The sequence below is a fragment of the Flavobacterium urumqiense genome, from assembly GCF_900108015.1.
Taxonomy (GTDB): Bacteria; Bacteroidota; Bacteroidia; order Flavobacteriales; family Flavobacteriaceae; genus Flavobacterium; species Flavobacterium urumqiense.
In genome coordinates, this window is the sequence record NZ_FNVP01000009.1 from 147,305 (window position 1) to 170,432 (window position 23,128).

Below are 23,128 nucleotides of genomic sequence, written 5' to 3' on the forward strand. Positions count from 1 at the left end.
AAAGTATTCGCATAAAAAAAGAGGAACTTCGATTCCTCTTTTTTTATGCGAATACTTCTCCTTCTAGAACTACGGTGTCAATGAGATTACTACCAAAAGCGTAAGGTAACTGATAATAGGAGGGAATAGGTTTTGTAATAATCAAATTGGCTTTTTTACCAACCGTGATGCTACCATTGGTTTCAGAAATACCCATTGCATAGGCACCATTAAGTGTGGCCGCATTGATGGCTTCCTCCGGAGTCATTTTCATTTTTATACAAGCAGTTGCCACTACAAAATTCATATTTCCTGATGGAGTAGAACCCGGATTATAATCTGTTGCTAGCGCTAATGGAAGTCCTGCAGCAATCATCTCCCGAGCTGGAGTATAAGGAATACTTAAAAAATAGGAACAGGAAGGCAACGCAACCGGCATTATCTCTGTGTTTTTTAAAGCTTCAATATCTTCGGGTTTCATGATTTCTAGATGATCTACAGAAAGAGCATTGTATTTTACTGCAGCCTGAATTCCTCCAATAGAGTTGAATTGATTGACATGAATTTTTGGCTTTAAGCCAAAGAGAATCCCTGCTTCCATTATCTGTTCCGTTTCTGCAACGGTAAAATAACCAGTTTCGCAAAAAGCATCGATATAATGAGCCAATTTATTTTTGGCAATTTCAGGTAGCATTTCATTGATAATTAGATCAATATAACCGTCATGGTTTTCTTTGTATTCTACTGGGAAAGCATGAGCACCCAAAAATGTTGCTTTTATAGTGATTGGATAGTTTTGTGCTAGACGTTGAATAACGCGAAGCATTTTCAACTCTCCATCAACTGATAATCCATATCCTGACTTTATTTCGACAGCACCAGTTCCTAAAAGCATGACTTCTTGCAGTCGATTTTTAGATTGGTCATAAATCTCGTCTTCACTGGCTTCATTCAGTTTTTTTGCCGAATTTAAAATTCCACCTCCACGGTTGGCAACCTCTTCATAAGTCAGACCATTTATTCGATCAACAAATTCCTGCTCCCTGTTCCCTGCGTATACAATATGCGTATGACTGTCGCACCACGAGGGTAAAACCATTTTTCCGTTTGCATCGATACACTTTTCTGGATTTATATTAGGTAAAACATCCATTAAACCAAAATCAGAAATAAGCCCATTTTCAATTACTAAATAGGCATTTTTGATTGTTGGAAGAATTGCCATTTCGGCACCGGAAACTTTCAAAATTGAAGAGTCTCTAACCTGAAGTAATTCCTTGATATTGATGATTAGTGTTGTCATTTCTAAAGAATTATTCGGAAACAGTTATTTCAAACATTTTGTCCCAGTTTTTTCCAGTAACAAAAATGGTTTTAGTTTTTGGGTTGTAAGCGATACCGTTTAAATAATCATCTGCAGTTGCATTGATTGATTTTCTCAAACCTGAGAGGTTTAAAATTCCTTCTACTGCACCATTGTTAGGATTTACAACCGCAATTGCATCTTTTTGCCAAACATTCGTATAAATTTTTCCGTTAATCCACTCTAATTCATTGATAGATTTTATTTTAGAATCTCCAGAATACACGTTGATGTAATCAATCATTTTTTGAGTGTTTGGATCCATTTTCCAAATTTTCTCCGTTTTGTCTGTTTGATAAATGTATTTCCCGTCATTTGTCATTCCCCAACCTTCAATATCTTTATCATAAGTAAAGGTTTTTTCTAGTTTTAATGTTTTTGCATTGTAAATAAAACCTGTTTTTTCTTGCCAAGTCAGTTGGTACATTTTATCATTTATAAAAGTAATTCCTTCTCCAAAATATTTTGCATCAAGATTAATTTGTTTATAAACTTTTCCTGTTCTATAATCGTATTTTCTAAAGTATGAATTGCCTTTTAATCCGGTGCTTTCGTATAAAGTATCTTTGTAAAATTCTAATCCTTCTGTGAAAGAGGTTGTATCGTGCGGAAAAGTATTTACAATTTGGTACTTCAATAATTTTGGTGCGACATTGGAAACTAATTCGATTCTGGCGGTAGCTTCTGAGTTTTCGCCTCCAAAATAAACTAAAGCTTTTAGGTTTTGATAGCCTAGTTTTTGATCTTTCAATTCAAAAGCTACTTTATCAAGACCTTTTTTTGAAGAAATTTTTTTATCATTGACATAATAAATAATACTATCTACAGCCTTGTCATTTGGGTTTAAAATTCCAATTTGTAACGACTCTTGAGGCTGATATTGTGCATTAAAATTAGTATTATCGATGGTAAATATAGAATTTTCGCCTTTTTTTGTATCGCCGCAACTTGCTAACGAAATTCCTAATAAAATGATAGATAGGAAGTTATAATTTTTCATAGTTTAAAATTTTAATAAGCCAATATACGACGTTATTTAATAGGTGCAAAGGTATTGCAAAAATATAAAAAGTATTGTATATTTGCACCGGCAAGTCCTACACGACCAGCTCCTGCAGACTCCCCCAGGATGGGAACATAGCAAGGGTACGTGGTTGAGCGGTGCGATGTAGGTCGCTTGCCATTTTTTATAATCTTCCATTTCGGAAGATTTTTTTTTGAATTATTTTGTAAAAAAGTAGTCTTCCTTCGGGAGGATTTTTTTATTTTTGAACCATTCCCAAAAAAGTTAAATATTTGATATTACACATTTTTTTGGGATATACTTTTAACCTTATACAAAAAACAATGAGTAAAGTAGTTCTAATTACAGGAGGTTCATCGGGAATAGGGAAATCTATTGGTGAATTTTTGCATCATAAAGGTTTTATTGTTTATGGCACCAGCAGAAATCCGGAACGAATCTTAAATCCGGTTTTTCCTTTGGTCGCTTTAGATGTTAGGGATACGAATTCGATTCATGCGGCTGTAGCCAAAGTAATTGCGATTTCAGGAAGACTGGATGTTGTAATAAATAATGCCGGTGTTGGAATTACCGGACCATTGGAAGAAATTCCAATGCACGAAATCAAGAATAATTTTGAGACCAATTTCTTTGGGCCAATTGAAGTGATGAAAGCTGTTCTGCCACAAATGCGTGCACAAAAATCGGGTTTAATCATTAATGTAACTTCTATTGCGGGATATATGGGTTTGCCTTACAGAAGTATTTATTCAGCTTCAAAAGGGGCTCTTGAAATAATTACAGAAGCTTTGCGAATGGAAGTGAAGTGTTTTGGCGTTCATATTACGAATGTAGCCCCAGGTGATTTTGCCACAAATATTGCTTCAGGACGTTTTCATGCTCCAGTTATAAAAGGCTCTGCTTACGAAGGTCCTTATGGAAATACATTAAAAACAATGGATGAACATGTGGATAGTGGAAGTAATCCGAATGAAATGGCAGAAGCGGTGTATAAAATAATCCAAACTCCGGAACCTAAAATTCATTACAAAGTGGGTGTATTTATGCAAAAAATATCAATTGTTTTGAAGAGAATTTTACCCGATAAAGTATATGAAAAAATGCTGATGAACCATTATAAGTTGTAATTTTGCACGGGATTTGCGTGAAGGATTGAAGCGGCATCCCTCGCTTTTTAGCGAGGATACAGCGGAAAGCCTGACCCGAAGTTTTTACGAAGGGTCACGCCCAAAGAATTAGAAACACACAATTAAATTATAAATACTATGAAATTTTTTATTGACACGGCTAATTTAGCTCAAATTAAGGAAGCACAAGCATTAGGCGTTTTGGATGGAGTTACTACAAATCCATCATTGATGGCAAAAGAAGGGATTACTGGAAAAAACAGTATTTTGAAGCATTATGTAGATATTTGTAATGTAGTTGATGGTGATGTAAGTGCTGAAGTGAATGCTTTGGATTACGACGGAATGATTAAAGAGGGAGAAGAATTAGCTGATTTGCACGATCAAATCGTAGTAAAATTACCTATGACTAAAGAAGGAGTTATGGCTGCTAAATATTTTTCGGATAAAGGAATAAAAACGAATGTAACTTTAGTATTCTCGGCAGGCCAGGCTTTATTAGCTGCTAAAGCGGGCGCCACTTATGTTTCTCCGTTTATTGGTCGTTTAGATGATGTATCTACTGATGGTTTGGCTTTGATTGAAGAAATCAGATTGATTTATGATAACTACGGTTACGAAACTCAAATTCTTGCTGCTTCAGTTCGTCACACCATGCATATTGTAAATTGTGCTAAAATTGGTGCTGATGTTATGACCGGACCTCTTTCTGCAATTTACGGATTATTGAAACATCCATTAACTGATATTGGATTGGCTCAATTTGTTGCTGATTTCGAAAAAGGAAATAAATAAAAAAGTTTTCAGTTTTCCGTGAATAAAATGTATAAAAAAATCCCATTTCAATTGAAATGGGATTTTTTATTTGGTTTGGTTTTTTGGTTTGTTATTCTATTTGAAAATTAGTGTCCTCCACCAACTTCTATTTCGTGTCCAATTCCTTGTTTTTCTAGTATTCCAATCACTTTCCAACCATAGAATGCTATAAAAGCGAAACATAAAACAGGAATGAAATAAGAATCGTGAATCCCAATAATATCAGATATTTTTCCTTGTAATGGTGGGATAATTCCACCTCCTAAAATCATCATTACTAAAAACGCAGAACCTTGTGAGGTGTATTTTCCTAAACCTGCAATTGCCAAGGAGAAAATAGATGGCCACATGATACTTAAAAATAAACCACCACTCATAAAAGCATAGATTGCTATTGTTCCGGTAGTGAATAAACCAATCAGCATGGCTGTCATTCCCATTAAACCAAAAATCATTAATGTTCTTGATGGGTGATCTTTTCCTAAAAAGAAACCAGCGATTTGGAACAAGATTACGAATGCGTACCCGTACAAAGGTGTAATATCTTGTCCTGATATAGCGTTAGCGCTCAAAACAACTCCAAAAGCTACGTAAGGGATGACGATAAGTAAAATTTTCTTTAATTGTGAAGATGGATTGAATACAGAAATTGCTCCGGCCCAACGACCAATCATTAAACTTCCCCAATACATTGACATGTATGGTGCTAAAGCAGGACCTGCAATTTTACCAAAAGCATCAGATTCTAATAATGATCCAAGATTACTACCAATGGTTACTTCAACTCCTACATAAGTAAACAGTGCTAACATCCCCAAAACTAATTGCGGGTATTTCATTGCTCCCCATCCCTCAGAATTTTTTTGTGCGGTAGTATTAGCGAATAATAACCCGATAATTACAACTAATAAAGTTGCAACTGTCAATCCTAAACCTAAATAATCCTTTTCTTTATTTTCGATAAAACGAGTAATAAATTCAGAATCTTCGTAACGAGAGAAAATATAAGCAAATATCGCTACTAAAATTACTGTAATTGCTATAAGCGTTTTCATTGCTTTGCTTGCAGGTTCAAAAGTAGAATCACTTTTGCCAGAAGGTAGTTTTTTTGAAAAATAAAATAAAGCGGCAGCCAACAAGAATAAACCTCCAACAAATACATAAAGTATTCGCATGGAATCTAATGAGTTTTCTTTTTGAGCAAATTCTTCAATACTTACACCAGAAATAACACCAAATAAAGCAAAAGAAACAACTATTGGCCCAATTGTAGTTCCAAGTGAATTGATTCCTCCAGCTAAGTTCAATCTATTTGATGCAGTATGCGGTTCTCCTAATGAAGCGGCAAATGGTTGTGCAGAAGTTTGTTGTAAAGAAAAACCTAAAGCTACTATAAATAAAGCACCCAGAATGAATAAGTAACTCCCTTGAGAAACAGCTAAAATCATTAATAAAGCTCCAAAAGTACTCACTAATAATCCGTTTACAATTCCTTTTTTAAATCCCCAAGCATTTAAAATATCTTTTTTTGCTAAACTGCTAAATATAAAAAGGAGTAACGCTCCGATGTAATAAGCACCATAAAAAGCAAAATCAATTAGTTGACTTTGGAATTGATCTAAACCAAATTTGGCTTTACAAAAAGGGATAAAAACACCATTTGATGCTCCTATAAATCCCCAAAAGAAAAATACCGTTATCAGTGTATAAAGAGCCGAATTATTCGACTTCGTTTGTTCTGTATTCATAATTTTAAAATGTTTAAATTTATTTTGGCTAATTTTAATACAACGGCGTAAATATATTTGTTAAGTAAATTAAAAAAAAATAAAATTGACTAATTTTTGTGAGAATTATAAAATCCCCATTATTTATTAAGAAAAAGACTTTTTTTTGAACTTTTTCTAATTTTAAGTAAATTATTTGTAAAGGATTTATTTTGAAATTTTGCTATAGGACTAGTAATAGTAAAATATTTATGCATTAGAAAATTGTATCCTGCAATACATTCGATAAAGAAGTTAATTGTTTTTTTATAATGTTTTTACCAATAATTGCCACTATTGTCTATTCTGATGATATGTACTTCAATAGAAGTAGTTTACCTCTGAAATTAAAAAATATGTACGTACTATTATAAGTGATTTGTATCCCTTGTAACATTTTAAAAAAAGCATATCTTTATAAATTAGTTTTAAAAAGAGCAAAAAATGAAAACTGATTTAGAAATTAAACAAGACATTAGCTATAAAAGTGCCGGTAAATTTGAAGAAACAAGATTTGAAAAAATTCATAACGAAATTTTCAAAAATTCAACAGAAGCTTCAAGAGTGGTTGCCCAAGAAATTGCGCAATTAATAAAATATAAACAACAGAAAAACGAACCTTGCATTTTAGGTTTGGCAACCGGCTCTTCTCCTGTAAAGGTCTATGAAGAACTAGTGCGCATGCATAAAGAAGAGGGTTTAAGTTTTAAGAACGTAATTACTTTTAATTTGGATGAATACTATCCGATGACAAAAGAGAACAAGCAAAGCTATCATTGTTTCATGCATCAGCATCTTTTTGATCATATTGATATTAAGTCTGAAAACATAAATATACCTGATGGAACCGTTTCAATTGAGAACCTAAATCAATATTGTATTGATTATGAAATGAAAATAAAAAATTCTGGTGGCATTGATTTTCAATTATTAGGAATTGGACGTACAGGTCACGTAGGATTTAATGAGCCAGGTTCGCACATTAATTCAGGAACTCGAATAATTACCTTGGACCATATTACCAGAGTTGATGCTTCTTCAGATTTTAACGGTATTGAAAATGTTCCCAAAAGAGCGATTACCATGGGAGTTTCTACAATTATGAGATCCAAAAGAATTGTATTAATGGCTTGGGGCCAAAATAAATCAGAAATCGTAAAAAGAACTATTCAAGGTGAAATTAGCTCTGAAGTTCCTGCTACATTTTTGCAAAATCACAATAATAGTACCTTTGTTTTAGACCAATTTGCGGCTTCTGAATTAACAAGGTTTAAAACTCCATGGTTAGTTGGAGAATGCAATTGGACAGAGGAATTAAAACGTAAAGCTATAATTTGGCTCTGCCAAGAAACAGAACAATCGATACTAAAATTGACAGACCGGGATTACAATAATAATGGTATGTCAGATCTTCTTGCCATTGAAGGTTCAGCTTATGATTTGAATATTAATATGTTCAATGTTCTACAACATACCATAACGGGATGGCCAGGAGGTAAACCCAATACAGATGATACCAATAGACCTGAAAGAGCTCATCCAGCGCAGAAAAGAGTGCTACTTTTTAGTCCGCATCCAGACGATGATGTGATTTCGATGGGAGGAACCTTTTCAAAATTAATAAAACAAGGGCATGATGTTCATGTGGTTTATCAAACCTCTGGAAATATTGCAGTAACAGATGATGAAGCACTCAAATTTGCTGAAGTTTGCAATGATTTCGTTGGAGATGATGAAACTAAAATGAATTTCCAAGTGGTTATTAATTTTTTAAATAATAAAGCGGAGAATGAAATTGATTCATTAGAAGTGCGAAAATTGAAAGGATTGATTAGACGAAGGGAGTCTTACGCAGCGACAAGATATATTGGATTAAAAGAGGAAAATATTCATTTTCTGGATCTGCCTTTCTATGAAACAGGTCAAATAAAGAAAAACCCCTTAAATCCAGAAGATATTACCATAGTTCAAGCTATAATTACTAAAATTAAACCACATCAAGTTTTTGCTGCAGGTGATCTTGCTGATCCGCACGGTACCCATGAAGTTTGCTTGAATGCTATTTTTGCCGCAATGAAAAAACTCAAGCCAGAATTCTATATGAATGATTGTTGGTTGTGGTTGTATCGGGGCGCTTGGCATGAATGGGAGATTCACGAAATAGACATGGCAGTACCCTTAAGTCCAGATGAAGTTTTACTGAAAAGACACGCTATTTTGTACCATCAATCGCAAAAAGACAGAGTGATGTTTCAAGGAAATGACTCCAGAGAATTTTGGGTAAGAGCAGAAGATCGCAATAAGCACACCGCTAAATTGTATGATGATTTAGGTCTAGCTGAATACGAAGCCATTGAAGCATTTAAACGTTTTGATTATTAAAAAGAACATTAGAAACACATGAAATACATCTTAATCCTATTGTTTATTCCTTTTTTATCGAATGCACAAATAAAGCAGGAACAATTAGATCTTATGCCTTGGCCACAAAATATAAATTTGACTGCAGGTACTTTTGTTTTAAGCAAAAGTTTTAAAGTAAATATTACGGGCAATTCCAATCCTCGAATTTTTTTAGGAGCAACAAATTTTTTGCGAAGATTAGATGGGAGAACAGGACTGTTTTTGGAACAGGCTTTTGTCATTAAAAACAATGAGGTTAACGAGGCAGAATTACAAATAAATTGTGTTCGAAATGGGAAAATAGGATTGAATGAAGATGAAAGTTATCAATTAGAGATTCAGCCGAACAAAATAATGATTAATGCTACTACAGATATTGGTGCACTTCATGCTCTGGAAACGCTATTGCAAATGTTGCAAAATACAAGTACTTTATTTTATTTTCCAACGGCTATTATTACGGATTACCCAAGATTTACTTGGAGAGGATTAATGATAGATGCAGCAAGACATTTTCAGCCTGTTGATGTTATTAAAAGAAATCTCGATGCCATGGCTTCGATGAAAATGAATGTATTTCATTGGCATTTAGCAGACGATCAAGGTTGGAGAATTGAAATTAAAAAGTATCCAAAACTCACACAATTAGCTTCGGATGGATATTATTACACACAGGAAGAAATTAAATCGGTCGTAAAATATGCGGATGAAAGAGGAATTCTTGTAATACCGGAAATAGATGTTCCTGGGCATGCCTCAGCATTACTTTCTGCTTTTCCTGAAATAGGAAGTAAAGTAAGCAATGAAGCTACTTATACAGTGGGAAGAAGATCAGGAATTTATACACCAACGTTAGATCCGACGAACCCAAAAACGTATCAGTTGTTAGGTGAAATTTTCGATGCCGTTTGTCCTTTGTTTCCTGGGAACTATTTTCATATTGGGGGTGATGAAAATCAAGGAAAAGAATGGGATGCGAATCCTAAAATACAAGAATTTAAGAAGAAAAATGGATTGGCCAACAATCATGAATTGCAAACGTATTTCACAATGAAATTGATTCCAATGTTAAAAAAACATAATAAAGAATTAATGGGTTGGGAGGAAATAATGACAAAAAATATGTCCAAAGAGGCTATAATTCATTCTTGGAAAGGAGTAAATGAAAGCGTTTCTCCAGGAGGATCTCTTGTCGCTGCTGCAAAAAATGGATATAAAACAGTTTTGTCAAATGGATATTATATTGATTTAATGCTGGGCGTTCAAAGTCATTATTTAAATGATCCAATTCCAAAAAATGCTGTTCTTACTGCTGAGGAAAAAGCAAGAATATTAGGAGGCGAAGCAACAATGTGGAGCGAATTGGTTACACCTTTGAATATTGACTCCAGAATTTGGCCAAGAACTGCAGCAATTGCGGAAAGATTGTGGTCTAACGAAAATGTTACAGATTTGAATAGTTTGCATAAAAGAATGAAAACGATCTCTTTTAGATTAGAGGAATTAGGAATTATGCACCTAAGAAATAAAGAAGTGATTTTAAGAAATATCAGTAATAATCAGGAAACAAAAGCATTGAGAGATTTTTCTAATGTTTGTGAACCGCTGAAGGTTTACAAACGTAATGGAGGAGGTAAAAAATATTTTATGTTTTCCCCGTTAACGTTATTTGCTGATGCATGCACAGCTGATGCTTTTGATGCGTATGATTTTGATACAGCGGTAAATAACTACTTAGAAAATAAAAATATAGAAAATCAAACTTTGGTAACTAATTTTTTTAGAAAATGGATTGCTATGAATGCGGATTTAATTAGTTTAAGTGGTAATGCTCCGCTGATTCAACCGCTCTTACCTTTATCCAAAAATCTAAAGGATATATCTGAAGAACTTTTATTGATTATCGAAAACAAAAAAACAATGAATCCTGATTTACTGAATGGTTTATTAGAAAAATTTAATTCCAGAAGTCCTGCTGATGTTGAAGTGGCAGTTTATGCTAATTTGAAAAAATTAAGCCAATGATAAAATTTTGAATAATTACGCATTAAAATTAAGGTTGGTTAGTTGTTAATTTTAAAAAAAATAATTGTGTAAACCGAATGAATTATCAGCTCATTTTTCGGCGACTACTATTTTAACGTTAAGCTACATACAATTTATAAAAATCAGTATTTTTTTCGTACTTTTGCAAAAATTTTTATAAAAAATATTTATGTTAACAGTTAACAATTTATCAGTTCAGTTTGGCAAACGAATTTTGTTTGATGAAGTAAATACTACCTTCACGCATGGTAATATATATGGAGTTATCGGAGCCAACGGTGCTGGAAAATCTACTTTTCTTAAAATAATCGCAGGTGAAATGGATCCTACTTCGGGACATATTCACTTGGAACCCGGAAAACGTATGTCGGTTTTAAACCAAAACCATAATATGTTTGACGAAAGCACCGTTCTTGAGACTGTAATGATGGGGAATAAAACATTGTATGCCATCAAAAAAGAAATGGATGCTTTGTACTTAGACTACAATGATAAAAATGCAGATAGAATAGGAGAGTTGCAAGTTCAATTTGAAGAAATGAACGGTTGGAATGCTGATTCTGATGCTGCATCGATGTTATCAAATCTTGGGATTTCTGAAGATCATCATTATACTTTAATGGGAGATCTTGAGGGTAAAATAAAAGTTCGTGTCCTTTTGGCTCAAGCACTTTTTGGAAATCCTGATTTACTTATTATGGATGAGCCTACCAATGATTTGGATTTTGAAACTATTGCTTGGTTAGAGAATTTCTTAGCTAACTATGAAAATACAGTCATTGTAGTTTCTCACGATAGACACTTTTTAGATTCCGTTTGTACGCATATTTCGGATATTGATTTTAGTAAAATAAATCATTATTCTGGTAATTATACTTTTTGGTATGAATCAAGCCAATTAGCCGCAAAACAACGAGCGCAACAAAACAAAAAAGCAGAAGAAAAGAAACAGGAATTAGAAGAATTTATACGTCGTTTTAGTGCGAATGTGGCCAAATCAAAACAAGCTACCTCTCGTAAAAAAATGATTAGTAAGTTGAATATTTCGGATATAAAACCATCAAGCCGTCGTTATCCAGCGATTATTTTTGATCAGGAGCGTGAAGCGGGAGATCAAATTTTGAATGTGCAAAACTTAGGCGCCTCTATTGACGGAGATGTTTTGTTTAAAGGAGTTGATTTGAATATGGCTAAAGGTGATAAAATTGTCCTTTTCTCAAAAGATTCACGTGCTACGACAGCTTTCTACGAAATTTTAAACGGTAATCAAAAAGCTGATTCTGGTACTTTTGATTGGGGAGTTACTACAAACCAAGCCTATTTGCCAGTAGAAAATCATTCTTTTTTTGAGAGCGACTATTCTCTTGTAGATTGGTTACGCCAATGGGTAAAAACGGAGGAAGAGCGTGATGAGGTTAATATTCGTAGTTTCCTTGGTAAAATGATTTTTTCAGGAGAAGAAGCTTTGAAAACGTGCAGAGTATTATCCGGAGGAGAAAAGGTGCGTTGTATGTTGTCTCGAATGATGATGGAAAGAGCAAATGTTTTGATGCTTAATGAACCGACGAATCACTTGGACTTAGAGTCTATTACAGCTTTTAATAATTCATTGAAAAACTTCAAAGGATCTGTGATTTTCACTACTCATGATCATGAATTTTCTCAAACGGTTGCTAATCGTGTTATTGAATTAACACCGAATGGAGCAATTGATCGTTACATGACATTTGATGATTACCTAGATGATGAAAAAGTTCAGGAATTAAGAACGAAAATGTATACTATTTAAACATTAGTTTATTTCTACAAAAAAACGCCAACTGAAAAGTTGGCGTTTTTTGTAAGTAACTATTCGCACCTTAATACGCTGCCAACTTGGAAATAGTATTTAATTATTTCTTCCCAAAAACTTTACTTATTATAAGGACAACAATAGCAATTATAGCAATTACTATAAAAACACCAACACCAACACCGGCTTTAAATATACCTTCGATTACGGAACAACCTGTAAATGATATTAGTATTATGAAAAGCATCAATAATCTTGTTGTTTTTTTTTGCATGAGTTTTTATTTTTTTAAATTTATAGTAATGTAAAATTACAAAATCATCAGTGTGATTAGTTATATAATTTTTTTATTTTATTGTGAAATTTTATTATTATTTTAAAAATGATATTAAAATATTTTTTTATAATTATTAGTTGTTTTTTTGAAATTAATTTTTATGAAATATTCATTATGTGTAAGTTATATTAAAATCCATAAATAAGGATCTTTATAATATTTTTGGTATAAAGCGACATGAATTTCAATCTATAAATAATTTGATAGCTATTTTTGACCTTTATAATTAATCATAAATCGAAATTCGTATATTTGTAAAACCAAACACTACACTTTACTATGAGTCAAAAAGTATTGCTTACTGCAAAAGAAGTTACTATCATATTGCATCGTTTGGCCTGTCAGTTAATTGAAAAACACTTAAATTTTTCAGATACGATATTAGTCGGAATACAACCAAGAGGTGTTTTTTTAGCAGAACGTTTAAAAGAAATTTTAGAAAAAGAATACCAAACTCCTGAAATTCAGTTGGGTTATCTGGATATTACCTTTTTTAGAGATGATTTTCGCAGAACAGATAAACCATTAGAAGCAAATAAAACCAAGATAAATTTTATTGTCGAAAATAAAAAAGTCATTTTCATAGATGATGTTTTGTTCACCGGCAGAAGTATCAGATCGGCCTTGACAGCTATTCAATCTTTTGGAAGACCTTCTGAAATAGAATTACTTGTTCTAATTGACAGACGTTTCAGTAGAAATTTACCCATACAACCAGATTATAGAGGAAGACAGGTAGATGCTATAAACAACGAGAAGGTAAAGGTGAGTTGGAAAGAAAATGATGGTGAAGATGCCGTTTATTTGATAACAAATTAGATTTGTAATAAGTTTAAAATCTAACTATTTAAAAAAATTAATAATCGTAAAAAGAAATGAAAGAATTAAGCGTAAATCATTTATTAGGTATAAAATACATCAACAAGAATGATATTGACTTAATTTTTGAAACTGCCGATCATTTTAAAGAAGTCATCAACCGACCAATTAAGAAAGTACCTTCCTTACGAGATATTACTATTGCCAATATTTTTTTTGAAAATAGTACCCGAACTAAACTCTCTTTTGAATTAGCACAAAAACGATTATCTGCCGATGTGATTAGTTTTTCGGCGGCACAATCCTCAGTCAAAAAAGGAGAAACCTTAATTGATACCGTAAATAACATTCTTTCGATGAAAGTAGATATGGTAGTAATGAGGCATGCTAATCCTGGTGCAGCTTATTTTTTATCCAAAAACGTAAAAGCGAGTATTGTAAACGCAGGAGACGGAGCGCATGAACATCCTACACAGGGGTTATTAGACAGTTATTCAATTAGAGAAAAATTAGGAGAAGTGGCTGGGAAAAAAGTAGTCATTGTAGGTGATGTTTTGCATTCCAGAGTGGCGTTATCAAATATATATGCTTTACAAATGCAGGGTGCCGAAGTCAAAGTTTGCGGACCTAAAACACTTATTCCAAGACATATTGAGTCTCTAGGTGTAACCGTTGAACCTAATTTGAGAAAAGCATTGGAATGGTGTGATGTAGCAAACATGTTGCGCGTGCAAAATGAGAGAATGGATGTAAATTATTTTCCATCAACAAGAGAATATGCGCAACAATATGGAGTTGATAAAAGTTTATTGGATTCATTGAATAAAGAAATCGTAATCATGCACCCAGGACCTATTAATCGAGGGGTTGAGATTACGAGCGAAGTCGCCGATTCTCATCAGTCAGTAATTTTAAACCAAGTAGAAAATGGGGTAGCGATAAGGATGGCAGTTATTTATCTTTTGGCATCAAAAATTCAGTAATTTCAAAGAAAAACTTAGTAACTTAGCTATTCACAAAAATTTGCGATTTTGCATTTTCTGAAATTAATAAAAAAATGAAAGTAGATCAAAAAGCCCATACGATAACGATTAGAGACACACAAGGTGATTTTACCTCTTTTTTGATGAAAGTTACACATCAATATAAAACATTCGAAAAACATAATTTAATTATTGATCTTTTGTTTTATAAAGACTTTTCTACAGATGATATAAAATTATTTATGCCATTATCAAAACAGCATAAAAAAGCTAAAAAATCATTCGTTATAGTTACTTCCGATTTTGATTATAATGCAGTTCCAAGCAAATTAACCGTTGTGCCTTCTTTATTAGAAGCACATGATATTATTGAAATGGAAGAAATTGAAAGAGATTTAGGTTTTTAAATTAGTTTTTACAGTTAGTTATTTTACCGTTTTAATTAATTTGCCTAAATACGCAGTAACCGAATATACGAGAACTTGAAACTAACAATACTTGGTTGCTATGCAGCTACACCACGAACTTTTACCAATACTACTTCACAGATTTTAGAAATTAAAAACAGACTTTTTTTAATTGATTGTGGAGAAGGTACTCAAGTACAATTGCGTAAAAATAAAATCAGGTTTTCGAAGATTAATGATATTTTCATTTCGCATTTGCATGGCGATCACTTTTTTGGGTTAATAGGATTAGTGTCCACTTTTACATTATTGAATAGAACTACCGATTTGCATATTTATGGTCCAAAAGGAATCAAAGAAATCATCAAGTTACAATTGCGATTATCTAATTCCTGGACTAATTACGGCTTGTTTTTTCATGAATTGGAATCACAAGAAAGTGAAATAATCTTTGAAGATGAAAAGGTTTTAGTGAAAACTATACCATTAAAACATCGTATTTATACTAATGGTTTTTTGTTTCAAGAAAAAATAGGGGAGAGGAAACTTAATTTAGACGCTGTTCAAAATTATGAAATTGATACTTGTTACTATCAAAAAATAAAAAACGGAAAAGATATTATTCTTGAGGACGGAAGAGTTATTGAAAACGAAAAATTAACTTTTGATCCAGTTCCGGCAAAGAATTATGCTTTTTGTTCTGATACGGCTTATGATGAATCAATAATTCCTATTATTGAAAATACAGATGTTTTGTACCATGAGTCTACTTTTTTGCAATCAGAAGAAAATTTAGCTAAAAAAACACTGCATTCGACCGCAAAAGAAGCGGCAATGATTGCACTAAAATCTAAAGCTAAACAATTGATTTTAGGACATTATTCCACTCGATATGAAAGTATTGAACTTTTTAAAGAAGAAGCTGAAACCATTTTCCCAGAAGTACTTTTAGCAGATGATGGAAAAAATTTTGAATTTTAAATGCACACATTAATTTAAGTTAAAATACAATACTCTAACAATAACAAAAAAATCAAAAACATGGAAGATTTAAGTCATTACAGAAAATCTTATGAAAAGAGTGAGTTATTGGAATCTAATATTCCCGAAGATCCTATTAATCTTTTTAATAGATGGTTTCATGAGGTAGAAGATTTTGGAGGAAATGAAGAAGTCAATGCTATGACAGTGGGCACAATTGGTTTAGATGGTTTTCCGCGATCAAGAGTTGTACTGTTAAAAAAATTCACTGAAGAAGGATTTATATTTTACACCAATTACAATTCAGAAAAGGGGAAGGCAATTGCGCAAAACCCTAAAATATGTCTTTCTTTTTTTTGGCATACAATGGAACGCCAAGTTATTATCAAAGGAGTTGCAAGGAAAACTGCTGCAGCCATTTCAAATAATTATTTTGAATCCAGACCACACGGAAGTAAATTAGGAGCTATAGTTTCAAATCAGAGTGAAGTGGTTCCTTCAAGAGCTTTTTTAGAAGAAAACTTAAAACAACTCGAAAATGATTATGAAGGAATAGTAATTCCAAGACCAGAGCATTGGGGAGGATTTTTAGTTACTCCTGTAGAAGTTGAATTTTGGCAAGGAAGACCTAACCGTTTGCATGATAGAATTAGATATACAAGCCAAGAAAATTTCACTTGGAAAATAGAGCGTTTATCGCCGTAGTGTAAGAAAAACATATTGTAAGTTGCTTATATATTGTAGTTTGTCGATTTTATTTGGTGTTTTGGCGATAAAAAATGTAATTTTGAATATTATTGAATGATAATATTTATAATTTTTTTAAAAAGTTAGCCCCAAAATCTACTTTAAATTTAAACTACTTACGTTTTTATGAAATTAAATTTTTTTTACACATTTTTACTTTTTTCAGCATTCAGTACTATGTATTCTTGTTCTTCAGATGTTTCTGCCGCAACTACAACCCCAAGTGTTTCTCCCGCAACTACAGCTCCAAGTGTTTCTCCCGCGGTTGTAACTACTTATTCTTATAATAGTCTGGAGATTCAAACTATGGATTTAATAAATAACTATAGAGTTAGTATTGGTTTAAATGCGCTTCAAAAAATTAATTACATTTCCTTAAAATCAGAAGAGCATGATAATTATATGATTGCAAACAATGTCGTCAATCATGATGATTTTGTAGTTCGTTCTCAAGACATTATGAATGTTTTAGGTGCAAAAACGGTTGCAGAGAATATAGCCTATAATTACAGCACAGCGCAAGCCGTTTTTGATGCTTGGTTAAAGAGCCCAGGACATAAAGCAAATATCGAAGGAGATTTTAATCACTTTGGGATTTCAATTAGAATAAATCCCACAAACGGTATAAAATATTATACTAATATTTTTGTAAAAATATAAGTTAGTTTTTTTTTGGAATTTAGAGACTGCCCTTTCCCCAAAAGATAGTCTCTTTTTTTTACATTTTGTAACTATAAAGTTTATTGACTTCCAATATCAAAATTTACAAAGATTATTCATAACACTTTAAATGCTAAATATTTGACACTAAAATTTAATTTTATTTATAATATATTTTAGCATTTCGCCTAACAAAATTACTCTTAATAATTAGGTTAGTGGTTTATAAATGTAAGAAATATATATAAAATTTTATTTTTATAATGTAGTTAGTCGATTTTATTTGGTAGTTGAGCGATAAAAAATGTAATTTTAAATATTATTAAAGCAAAATATTTGTCAACGAATTAAAGAAGTTTGCCCCACAATCTACTTTAAATTTAAACTACTATTTTTATGAAAAGAAATCTACTTCGTACATTGTTGATTGTTTCAGTGATATACACTTTGAATTCCTGTTCTTCAGATGATTCTACAACATCAACTGCAAGTGTTTCATCGTTATTGGTAGCTGAATATACATATAATGCAACAGAATTACAGACAATGACTTTAATAAATAATTATAGAGTAAGTGTTGGTCTGAATCCTTTGGAAAAAATTAATCATATGTCTTACAAGTCAGAAGAACATGATAATTATATGATTGCTAATAATGTGGTTAATCATAATGACTTCGTTGCCCGTTCTGAAAATATAATGAAAGTTTTAGGTGCTAAAACAGTTAGTGAGAATATCGCATATAATTATAGTACTCCTCAAGCGGCTTTAAATGCATGGTTAGCGAGTCCAGGGCATAAACAGAATATTGAAGGTGATTTTACTCATTTTGGTATATCAATAAGAGAGAATCCTGCCAATGGCAGAAAATATTATACAAACATCTTTGCAAAAATATAAGTTGATTTTTTTTTGGAAATAGAGGCTGTTTCCCCCAAGTCGCAGCCTCTTTTCAATTATTATAAAGCAGTAATGATAAATTCACTTCTTCTGTTAAGTTGATGTTCCTCTTCGGTACATGTCACATTATCTGAGCATTTATTTACGAGTTGATTTTCACCATATCCTCTTCCGGTCAATCTATCTGAATTGACGCCGTTTTTGATTAACCATTCTGTAGTAGATTTAACTCTTCTTTCAGACAAAGCTTCATTGTATTTGAATGTTCCTCGACTATCAGTATGCGAACGTATATCTAATTTCATGGTAGGATTTTGATTTAAAACATCTAATATTTTTTCTAAATCTAAAGCCGCTTCCTCTCTAATATTAGATTTATCAAAATCGAAGTAAATCATTTTTATTCCAAAACACTTCCCTAAATCATCACCAATTGTCACTTTACATTTTACTTTTTCCAATGTGATAGGAAGATATGTTTTTCCATTTGTTTCAGCAATAACTACTTTTTGTTCCTTGGTAGTGTATTCTGGTTTTTCAGCTCTGATATTATATGTTTTCCCACATTCTACCTCAAATGTATAATTTCCTTTACTATCTGAAACACTCGATTTAATAAGATTAAATTGGCTATCATACAAGCTGATTTTTGCATCAGGAATCAGTTCTTTTGTAACTAAATCAGTTATTTCACCATACAATAGCTGTTCACACAGTCTTGTAGTTTCTAGGAATTTATAAATATCATCATAGCCCTGACCGCCATCTCTATTAGAACTAAAAAAGCCTCTTCTTGATTTTGTATCAATCAAATAAGCAAAATCATCTTTTGGAGAATTTACATCGGCCCCCACATTTTTAACTTTACTGAAAGCTCCATCCGCATTTATTTTGGACACGAAAACATCTAATCCCCCAAGTCCTGGATGCCCATCTGAGGCAAAATAAATCTCATTTTCATCATTTACAAACGGAAAGGTTTCTTTGCCTTCCGTATTTATTGTATTTCCTAAATTTTGTGGAGTGCCAAAAGTACCGTCCGCATTAATTACCACTTTAAATAAATCAGACTGACCTAATGTTCCTGGCATATCAGAAGCAAAGTATAAAATTTTTCCATCGGGACTTAAAGCGGGATGTGCAGTACTGTAATTGTCACTGTCAAAAGGCAGTTCAGTAACATTAGACCATTTATCGTCGACCAAGCTGGCTTTGTATATTTTTATTAAAGTAATGTCATTTCCGTCTTTCCCTTTTTTGCCATCGAGATAGTTGTTTCTTGTAAAGTACATTGTATTACCATCAGCAGTAAACACAGGAGAGGCTTCGTGAAATTTTGAATTTATATTTTTATCAAATTTATTAGGTGCTCCCGGAGCCATATTATCTCCTAAATCAGCAGTATACAAATTTGTAAAGGGTTGACCTGTCCATGAATTAGTTCTGTGTCCCAAACTCCCCGTATCTCGGGCTGATGCAAAAACAATTTTGTTGGAATAGATAGCAGTTCCATAATCAGAGTATTTAGAATTGATTCCTGCATTTTCCACTTGGTATCTTCCTGAATTGGCTTTAATAGCTTCTAAATAATTAGGATTTTCTTGAAAAAGCTTTCCTCTGCTATCATTTCCTGATTTTTGAATAAATTTTTGTAACATTTCATCTGCCTTATCGTTTTGACCAATGGAACGTAAAGATTGTGCATATCGGTAATAATACTCTGAGTCCAGATCAGTATCAACAGCCATGGCAAATAATTCTCCATACCATTTAACAGCTTTATCCAGTTCGCCATTAAAATAATAGGCATTCCCCAATTTTTTAAACATGTCTATGGATTTATATCCTTTTTCTGCTACCCTTTCATAGGTTTTTATAGCATCAACGTAAGCATAGTTGTCATATTTTTTGTCGGCTGCAGTTATCCTTGCTTTTTGGGAGTAAATGTTAAATGAAAAAACACTTACTATTGTTATGTAAAGGAGTATAATATTTTTCATAATAATTATTTTTTAGAAGAATCGCGGAGTAAAGATTTTATCGTTTTTTTTAATTTTTTTTAGAAGATTTAGCTTCTAATTTTTGTTTTAATTTTTCCAGTATTTCATTGGCTTTACCGTTTTCACCAATAAATATTAAAGACTGCGCATAATGATTATAATATTCCGGTTCTAAATCGCTAGTCATGGCAAATAACTCACAATACCATTTCGCCGATTTATCCAGTTTAGTAAATAAGTAGTAGGAATTGCCTAATTTTTGAAACAGATCTACTGATTTATATCCTTTTTCCGCGATTCTTTCATAGGTTTTTAAAACATCGATATAAAATTGCTCATTTTGGGAATAAATTACAAATGAAATAAAACTTAATATTGTTGTTATGTAGCGAATCATATTATTTTTCATAATAATTGATTTTTAAAAAAATCTCGGAGTAATAATTTTATTGTTATTTTTAAATAATTCATATCGCAGAAATATTTCATGCGAACCGGAATTATAGTGGTTTAAATTGGTCGTTTCATGATCATAACCGTATCCTATGTATAAACCTTCCGAAACTTGAAAACCAACCATAGCACTTAAAGCCGCGCTCCATCGATAAGCTACTCCGACAACGAATTTATTATTAAACATAAAGTTTGCCGATACATCCGCTTGAAGGGGAGCTCCCTCCACCATTTTGATAAGTATTGCAGGTTTGAATTTGATGTCATTAGTCAAGTCAAATACATAACCTGCAATTAAGTAATAATTGATTTTTTCTTTAAAAATAGCTATTTCATTATCATCGTAACGATTAGTTTCTATAAAGTTAGGTACTGAAAAACCTACATAGGCTTTATCAGAATGTAAATAAACACCAGCGCCAATATTGGGAGTGAATTTATTGCTATAATCATGTAAGCTAGGATCATCATCAGCTGGATTTAATCTGGAGACATCCAAATCGAATAAATTAGCTGTTGCTTTAATACCAAAAGAAAGTTTAAAAGTCTCCGATGTAGGAACAGTATAGGACAAATCAGCGGATATCGTGTTCTCGTGAGTGGGTCCTATTTTATCATTAATGACAGAGATTCCTAATCCTAAATTATTTGCGTTTAAAGGTGTATTTATAGACACAGTATTAGTGACTGGTGCGCCATCAAGTCCTACCCATTGAGTGCGATGCAAAGCAAAAATACTTAGCACTCCTCTTGATCCTGCGTAAGCAGGATTAATATTGATTGTGTTGTACATATACTGCGTAAATTGAGCATCTTGTTGCGCAAAACTTACCATGGCTGTAAACATCAAAACGAAAGAAAATAGTTTTGTTTTCATAGTAGATATTTATTATTTTAATTAGCTATCGAACGTATTAACAAAAGAGTTCAACAGATCAAATTCATAAAATTATTACGGTTTATCATTTGAAGATAGGAGCAATTCATTCTGTTTTAATAAATATCTGAGGACTCATGAGCCCTCAGATATTTAGATTATTTAATCATCTCGTAAGGTATAAATACCCGTCTTTTTTATTCGTCTGAAGATTACCGTTATTGTCTTTAGAGGTATAATTCAAAATATAAAAATAGGTTCCAGTAGGCAAGCCAGAAGATTGACTGATTGTTGTTCTACCTTGAGAAATACCATTGAAAACCCTTGTAGTATTATTATATCCAGTAGTTTCAAAAACCAATACTCCCCAACGGTTATAAATTTCTACAGTATTAGTAGGAAAGCAGTCCGTAAGATCAATATTGTCGATAATGAAATTTTCATTGATTCCATCTCCATTTGGAGAGAAGGCATTATGAACCAATACTGTACCGCAAGGCAATACTATACCTCCACAGGTATCATTTATAGTCATATTTATTATAATGCTTTTAGGACAATTTGCATCGTTAATTTTATATTCGAAAGTATAAGGAGGATTATTTGCGGCAGTGATAGCAAGACCAAAAACGGTAAGCACGTCTCCTTGTAAGGCTCCAGAATTACTTACATCTGTCCAGGTTCCGTTAGAAGGAGTACCTGTGGGTAGTAGACTAAGAAGATTGACGGTTGTCACTTCTCCATTATTACAAGCAGAACTTGGGATTGTAACTACACTATTTGAAACAGATACATTAATGATCTGGGTAAATACGGATTCATTATTACAAGTATCAGTTACAAACCATTTTCTCACAATAGAATAGGAGTTTTGTGTCACATTAATTTTATCTTCCGTTTTTCTTAATAAGGTGGCTGTAGAACAATTGTCTGTAAAAACAAGTGCTGGTAATGGAGGGATAGCATCACAACTCACATCGATTGTTGCGCTAAACTCAGTTGTAGTTGTAGGACCAGTAGTATCTTCGACGGTAATGGTTTGCACTAATTTAGTTTCATTTCCACCACAATCGATTAATGTGTACGTTCTGGTTACAATGTATGGACTTCCTTTACAACCCGAACCGTCATTATTAATGTCGGCAACTTTAACGGTCACCTCACCTAAACAATTATCGGCTTCTGAAGTAACATCCAGAATGTTGGCAGTTGGAATTCCAGCTTTGCATTGTAAACCCGTTATGTTCGCAGGAGCAGTTCCAGTAGGACCAGTAGTATCTTCGACGGTAATGGTTTGCACTAATTTAGTTTCATTTCCACCACAATCGGTTAAAGTGTACGTTCTGGTTACAATGTATGGACTTCCTTTACAACCCGAACCGTCATTATTAGTGTCGGCAACTTTAACGGTAACCTCACCTAAACAATTATCGGCTTCTGTAGAAACATCCAGAATGTTGGCAGTTGGAATTCCAGCTTTGCATTGTAAACCCGTTATGTTCGCAGGAGCAGTTCCATTAGGACCAGTAGTATCTTCGACAGTAATGGTTTGCACTAATTTAGTTTCATTTCCACCACAATCGGTTAATGTGTACGTTCTGGTTACAATGTATGGACTTCCTTTACAACCCGAACCGTCATTATTAGT

General features: G+C 32.8%; 20 protein-coding genes and 1 other RNA gene. 13 read left to right on the top strand and 8 right to left on the bottom strand.

Annotated elements, in window-relative coordinates:
* Positions 1 to 43: 43 nt before the first annotated feature.
* The gene (gene hutI / locus C4S35_RS11895; RefSeq protein WP_104000376.1) at positions 44 to 1,282 is read right to left on the bottom strand and encodes an imidazolonepropionase; all 1,239 of its coding nucleotides are present in this window, start codon (positions 1,280 to 1,282) and stop codon (positions 44 to 46) included.
* A 10-nt stretch (positions 1,283 to 1,292) separates the two neighbouring features.
* Positions 1,293 to 2,342 (bottom strand): glutaminyl-peptide cyclotransferase, encoded by a 1,050-nt coding sequence (locus C4S35_RS11900; RefSeq protein WP_104000377.1) that lies wholly within the window; start codon positions 2,340 to 2,342, stop codon positions 1,293 to 1,295.
* 88 nt (positions 2,343 to 2,430) lie between these two features.
* Here C4S35_RS11900 and ffs point away from each other — a divergent pair.
* The 3 genes from ffs to fsa all read left to right on the top strand — a co-directional run bounded on the left by ffs (position 2,431) and on the right by fsa (position 4,288).
* An RNA gene (gene ffs, locus C4S35_RS11905) (signal recognition particle sRNA small type) lies at positions 2,431 to 2,528 on the top strand.
* A 161-nt stretch (positions 2,529 to 2,689) separates the two neighbouring features.
* Positions 2,690 to 3,493 carry an SDR family oxidoreductase gene (locus tag C4S35_RS11910; protein WP_104000378.1) on the top strand — a complete coding sequence of 268 codons (804 nt, stop codon included), beginning with the start codon at positions 2,690 to 2,692 and terminating at the stop codon, positions 3,491 to 3,493.
* 138 nt (positions 3,494 to 3,631) lie between these two features.
* Positions 3,632 to 4,288 carry a fructose-6-phosphate aldolase gene (gene fsa, locus C4S35_RS11915; protein WP_104000379.1) on the top strand — a complete coding sequence of 219 codons (657 nt, stop codon included), beginning with the start codon at positions 3,632 to 3,634 and terminating at the stop codon, positions 4,286 to 4,288.
* A 107-nt stretch (positions 4,289 to 4,395) separates the two neighbouring features.
* On the opposite strand, the gene C4S35_RS11920 is transcribed toward fsa, so the two are convergent.
* Positions 4,396 to 6,057, bottom strand: a complete 1,662-nt coding sequence (locus tag C4S35_RS11920; RefSeq protein ID WP_104000380.1) for an MFS transporter — start codon at positions 6,055 to 6,057, stop codon at positions 4,396 to 4,398.
* 462 nt (positions 6,058 to 6,519) lie between these two features.
* Here C4S35_RS11920 and nagB point away from each other — a divergent pair, with 462 nt between their 5' ends.
* The 3 genes from nagB to C4S35_RS11935 all read left to right on the top strand — a co-directional run bounded on the left by nagB (position 6,520) and on the right by C4S35_RS11935 (position 12,313).
* Complete coding sequence (gene nagB / locus C4S35_RS11925) at positions 6,520 to 8,457, top strand: glucosamine-6-phosphate deaminase (RefSeq protein ID WP_104000381.1); 1,938 nt, start codon at positions 6,520 to 6,522, stop codon at positions 8,455 to 8,457.
* 18 nt (positions 8,458 to 8,475) lie between these two features.
* Positions 8,476 to 10,503: a beta-N-acetylhexosaminidase gene (locus C4S35_RS11930; protein ID WP_104000382.1), complete on the top strand. Its 2,028-nt coding sequence runs from the start codon at positions 8,476 to 8,478 to the stop codon at positions 10,501 to 10,503.
* 190 nt (positions 10,504 to 10,693) lie between these two features.
* Positions 10,694 to 12,313: an ABC-F family ATP-binding cassette domain-containing protein gene (locus C4S35_RS11935; RefSeq protein WP_104000383.1), complete on the top strand. Its 1,620-nt coding sequence runs from the start codon at positions 10,694 to 10,696 to the stop codon at positions 12,311 to 12,313.
* Between the two features lie 103 nt (positions 12,314 to 12,416).
* On the opposite strand, the gene C4S35_RS15750 is transcribed toward C4S35_RS11935, so the two are convergent.
* Entirely contained in the window at positions 12,417 to 12,563 is a 147-nt protein-coding gene (locus tag C4S35_RS15750; RefSeq protein ID WP_208618883.1) for a hypothetical protein, read from the bottom strand.
* A gap of 369 nt (positions 12,564 to 12,932) precedes the next feature.
* Here C4S35_RS15750 and pyrR point away from each other — a divergent pair, with 369 nt between their 5' ends.
* From pyrR to C4S35_RS11970, 7 genes are all read left to right on the top strand, one after another.
* Positions 12,933 to 13,472 (top strand): bifunctional pyr operon transcriptional regulator/uracil phosphoribosyltransferase PyrR, encoded by a 540-nt coding sequence (gene pyrR / locus C4S35_RS11940; RefSeq protein WP_104000384.1) that lies wholly within the window; start codon positions 12,933 to 12,935, stop codon positions 13,470 to 13,472.
* A gap of 56 nt (positions 13,473 to 13,528) precedes the next feature.
* A complete protein-coding gene (locus tag C4S35_RS11945) occupies positions 13,529 to 14,455 on the top strand; it encodes an aspartate carbamoyltransferase catalytic subunit (RefSeq protein ID WP_104000385.1) in 927 nt (308 codons plus the stop codon).
* Between the two features lie 74 nt (positions 14,456 to 14,529).
* Positions 14,530 to 14,862, top strand: coding sequence for a ribonuclease Z (locus tag C4S35_RS11950; protein WP_104000386.1), 333 nt, complete (start codon positions 14,530 to 14,532; stop codon positions 14,860 to 14,862).
* Positions 14,863 to 14,937: 75 nt separating this feature from the next.
* Positions 14,938 to 15,843, top strand: coding sequence for a ribonuclease Z (locus C4S35_RS11955; protein ID WP_104000387.1), 906 nt, complete (start codon positions 14,938 to 14,940; stop codon positions 15,841 to 15,843).
* 60 nt (positions 15,844 to 15,903) lie between these two features.
* Positions 15,904 to 16,548, top strand: a complete 645-nt coding sequence (gene pdxH / locus C4S35_RS11960) for a pyridoxamine 5'-phosphate oxidase (protein ID WP_104000388.1) — start codon at positions 15,904 to 15,906, stop codon at positions 16,546 to 16,548.
* A gap of 168 nt (positions 16,549 to 16,716) precedes the next feature.
* Positions 16,717 to 17,250, top strand: coding sequence for a CAP domain-containing protein (locus tag C4S35_RS11965; protein WP_244175266.1), 534 nt, complete (start codon positions 16,717 to 16,719; stop codon positions 17,248 to 17,250).
* Positions 17,251 to 17,646: 396 nt separating this feature from the next.
* Complete coding sequence (locus C4S35_RS11970) at positions 17,647 to 18,150, top strand: CAP domain-containing protein (protein WP_104000389.1); 504 nt, start codon at positions 17,647 to 17,649, stop codon at positions 18,148 to 18,150.
* Positions 18,151 to 18,209: 59 nt separating this feature from the next.
* Here the strand turns inward: C4S35_RS11970 and C4S35_RS11975 are convergent, their stop codons facing one another.
* From C4S35_RS11975 to C4S35_RS11990, 4 genes are all read right to left on the bottom strand, one after another.
* Positions 18,210 to 20,150: an OmpA family protein gene (locus tag C4S35_RS11975; RefSeq protein WP_104000390.1), complete on the bottom strand. Its 1,941-nt coding sequence runs from the start codon at positions 20,148 to 20,150 to the stop codon at positions 18,210 to 18,212.
* A gap of 49 nt (positions 20,151 to 20,199) precedes the next feature.
* The gene (locus tag C4S35_RS11980) at positions 20,200 to 20,559 is read right to left on the bottom strand and encodes a flagellar motor protein MotB (protein WP_244175267.1); all 360 of its coding nucleotides are present in this window, start codon (positions 20,557 to 20,559) and stop codon (positions 20,200 to 20,202) included.
* Positions 20,560 to 20,571: 12 nt separating this feature from the next.
* The gene (locus tag C4S35_RS11985; RefSeq protein WP_104000391.1) at positions 20,572 to 21,480 is read right to left on the bottom strand and encodes a PorP/SprF family type IX secretion system membrane protein; all 909 of its coding nucleotides are present in this window, start codon (positions 21,478 to 21,480) and stop codon (positions 20,572 to 20,574) included.
* Between the two features lie 166 nt (positions 21,481 to 21,646).
* A partial coding sequence (locus tag C4S35_RS11990; protein WP_146059541.1) for a T9SS type B sorting domain-containing protein occupies positions 21,647 to 23,128 on the bottom strand: 1,482 nt, incomplete at its 5' end.

What these genes read in the sequence shown, in the direction of transcription:
- fsa (WP_104000379.1), top strand. Translation starts at nt 3,632, where the DNA reads ATGAAATTTTTTATTGACACGGCTAATTTAGCTCAAATTAAGGAAGCA.
- C4S35_RS11910 (WP_104000378.1), top strand. Translation starts at nt 2,690, where the DNA reads ATGAGTAAAGTAGTTCTAATTACAGGAGGTTCATCGGGAATAGGGAAA.
- nagB (WP_104000381.1), top strand. Translation starts at nt 6,520, where the DNA reads ATGAAAACTGATTTAGAAATTAAACAAGACATTAGCTATAAAAGTGCC.
- C4S35_RS11920 (WP_104000380.1), bottom strand. Translation starts at nt 6,057, where the DNA reads ATGAATACAGAACAAACGAAGTCGAATAATTCGGCTCTTTATACACTG.
- C4S35_RS11900 (WP_104000377.1), bottom strand. Translation starts at nt 2,342, where the DNA reads ATGAAAAATTATAACTTCCTATCTATCATTTTATTAGGAATTTCGTTA.
- C4S35_RS11975 (WP_104000390.1), bottom strand. Translation starts at nt 20,150, where the DNA reads ATGAAAAATATTATACTCCTTTACATAACAATAGTAAGTGTTTTTTCA.
- C4S35_RS11970 (WP_104000389.1), top strand. Translation starts at nt 17,647, where the DNA reads ATGAAAAGAAATCTACTTCGTACATTGTTGATTGTTTCAGTGATATAC.
- C4S35_RS11980 (WP_244175267.1), bottom strand. Translation starts at nt 20,559, where the DNA reads ATGAAAAATAATATGATTCGCTACATAACAACAATATTAAGTTTTATT.
- hutI (WP_104000376.1), bottom strand. Translation starts at nt 1,282, where the DNA reads ATGACAACACTAATCATCAATATCAAGGAATTACTTCAGGTTAGAGAC.
- C4S35_RS11930 (WP_104000382.1), top strand. Translation starts at nt 8,476, where the DNA reads ATGAAATACATCTTAATCCTATTGTTTATTCCTTTTTTATCGAATGCA.
- pdxH (WP_104000388.1), top strand. Translation starts at nt 15,904, where the DNA reads ATGGAAGATTTAAGTCATTACAGAAAATCTTATGAAAAGAGTGAGTTA.
- C4S35_RS11965 (WP_244175266.1), top strand. Translation starts at nt 16,717, where the DNA reads ATGAAATTAAATTTTTTTTACACATTTTTACTTTTTTCAGCATTCAGT.
- C4S35_RS11945 (WP_104000385.1), top strand. Translation starts at nt 13,529, where the DNA reads ATGAAAGAATTAAGCGTAAATCATTTATTAGGTATAAAATACATCAAC.
- pyrR (WP_104000384.1), top strand. Translation starts at nt 12,933, where the DNA reads ATGAGTCAAAAAGTATTGCTTACTGCAAAAGAAGTTACTATCATATTG.
- C4S35_RS11985 (WP_104000391.1), bottom strand. Translation starts at nt 21,480, where the DNA reads ATGAAAACAAAACTATTTTCTTTCGTTTTGATGTTTACAGCCATGGTA.
- C4S35_RS11935 (WP_104000383.1), top strand. Translation starts at nt 10,694, where the DNA reads ATGTTAACAGTTAACAATTTATCAGTTCAGTTTGGCAAACGAATTTTG.
- C4S35_RS11950 (WP_104000386.1), top strand. Translation starts at nt 14,530, where the DNA reads ATGAAAGTAGATCAAAAAGCCCATACGATAACGATTAGAGACACACAA.
- C4S35_RS15750 (WP_208618883.1), bottom strand. Translation starts at nt 12,563, where the DNA reads ATGCTTTTCATAATACTAATATCATTTACAGGTTGTTCCGTAATCGAA.